The sequence below is a fragment of the Pantoea sp. ME81 genome, from assembly GCF_903970985.1.
Lineage (GTDB): Bacteria > Pseudomonadota > Gammaproteobacteria > Enterobacterales > Enterobacteriaceae > Pantoea > Pantoea communis.
Window position 1 is genome coordinate 1 of the sequence record NZ_CAJCKS010000335.1, and the last position, 1869, is coordinate 1869.

The 1869-nt window shown below is 58.0% G+C and carries 2 protein-coding genes and 1 pseudogene; all 3 read left to right on the forward strand.

Translation table 11 applies throughout. From position 1 onward, the window contains the following. Window positions 1–118 precede the first annotated feature (118 nt). Window positions 119–964: pseudogene (gene tssG, locus H7A81_RS27075) on the forward strand (type VI secretion system baseplate subunit TssG); the annotation flags it as partial. Beyond that, window positions 939–1478 carry a type VI secretion system lipoprotein TssJ gene (gene tssJ, locus H7A81_RS27080; RefSeq protein ID WP_182059316.1) on the forward strand — a complete coding sequence of 180 codons (540 nt, stop codon included), beginning with the start codon at window positions 939–941 and terminating at the stop codon, window positions 1476–1478. The pseudogene tssG and the gene tssJ, both read left to right, overlap by 26 nt. After that, window positions 1478–1869, forward strand: a 392-nt coding sequence (tssE, locus tag H7A81_RS27085) for a type VI secretion system baseplate subunit TssE (protein WP_182059317.1), incomplete at its 3' end; no start/stop codon positions are given. The genes tssJ and tssE, both read left to right, overlap by 1 nt.

Below are 1869 nucleotides of genomic sequence, written 5' to 3' on the forward strand. Positions count from 1 at the left end.
GGTGCAGCGAGTGCTAGCTTACGATGCTGGTGTATGTCTGTGATCGACCTGTCCGCTGTCCGCTGGGCTCCGCACACGGGCCGACACTCTTGCCCTAGACGACGCATTCCCGATCTCCGCGGTACGCATTAATTTCATGGGGCTCTATGGCACGGCGTCTCCGCTGCCGTCGCATTACATTGATGATGTGACGCGGCAGCGCGAAGGGCACGAGGCCACCCAGGATTTCCTGGATATCTTCAGCCACCGCCTGACCACGCAGTTTTACCGCATCTGGCGCAAATACACCTACCCGGCAACTTTCGCTCCTGGTGGCACCGATGACACCTCTCAGTATCTGCTGGGGCTGGCGGGTCTGGGGATAACCGGCTGTGCGCAGAATATCGCGACGCCGGTCTCGCGATTCCTGGCGCTGCTGCCGGTGATGCTGCTGCCCGGTCGAACTGCCGAAGGGGTCTCCTCGCTAGTGAAGCTGCTGGCACCGGACACGCGCGCACAGGTCGTGCCCTGGGATTCACGTCGTATTCCCCAATCCTCAATACTGAATATGAGCACGCGCCACCCTGTCAGTCTGATGCATCGACCGGTGGTGGGGACGCATGCCACAGACGTCAACGGTCAGGTATTGCTGAGGCTGTTCACCGGCAACCCTGAGGAAGTTCGGGGATGGCTCCCCGGCGGGCAACTGCACGGAGACCTGATGGCGCTGTTGCACGTCTACCTGGGATCAAAGCTGGATGCGCGACTGGAGCTGTGCGTTGACCGCGCAATGATGCCTGATGCACAGCTAAGCTGCCGGACGGAGGGGGCGCAGCAACTCGGGCGCACGGCGGTGCTGCCTCTGACACAAATCACGGGCTCCCGCGAGTTTAACCAGATAACCATACAGCTCGGTCGCTATCAGCGCGTCCGGGTGCAACCTTCAAGGATCGAAACCGATGAACAGGGCGACTATCGCTGGTAAAACGCTTCTCCCTCTTATGCTGGCACTGAGCGTCAGCAGCTGCGGTCTGACGCAGAAAGTATCAGAGGGCACCGTCTCCGTAACAAAATCCATTTTTTATAAGCAAATACGCACACTGCATCTCGATTTTCGCGCCCGTGAAGGGGCAAACCGCAACGCACAGGGCGTCGCGCTCTCAACCGTGGTGCGCATATGGCAACTCAAGGACAGTAAAGCCTTTGACGCTTCAGACTATCCTTCGCTGCTTGCTGCTGACAGTCAGGTACTGAAGGCGGATCTACTGGCACAAAAGGACATACGCATCCGCCCGGGTGAGTCGGTCAGTATTGATATGCCTATGGACGATAAAGCGGAGTTCGTGGCGGTGGCCGGCCTCTTCCTCTCGCCGGACACTCAGGATGATCAGTGGCGACTGCTGCTGACCCGAGATGATCTCGACCCGGATAAGGCGCGGGTGATTGAACTGGGTGACGGTATCCTGACCCTGGTAGCGGAAAAGGCTCAAATACCATAATGACGCCTTCACTTTACGACATTCTTTACGGCAATTTCAGTGGCGGGCTGGATCTTGATGCCGTGAGCGAACGGGACCAGGTCATTCTTTCGGTGCTGGATAACCTGCAGCGCATCCTCAACACCCGCGCTGGTTCAATTGCACACATCCCCGACTACGGTTTGCCGGATATGACCCGCATCCTGCAGGGGATGCCGGGCACTGCGCACCAGCTGCTTCACACCTTTTCAAGCGTGTTGCTGAAGGACGAAACGCGACGTAAGCGTATTGAGTTGGCATTGCTGGAACAAACGGTGCCAGGCGACTTGCGAAACGCCATTGAATCCGAACTCACCGGTATTGGACTGGTGAGCTACGGCACGGAATTCAAACAAGAGGGCAGAGTGTTGAT

Bases quoted from the DNA above. Each gene is read 5' to 3' on its own strand.
- tssJ (WP_182059316.1), top strand. From the start codon at position 939: ATGAACAGGGCGACTATCGCTGGTAAAACGCTTCTCCCTCTTATGCTG.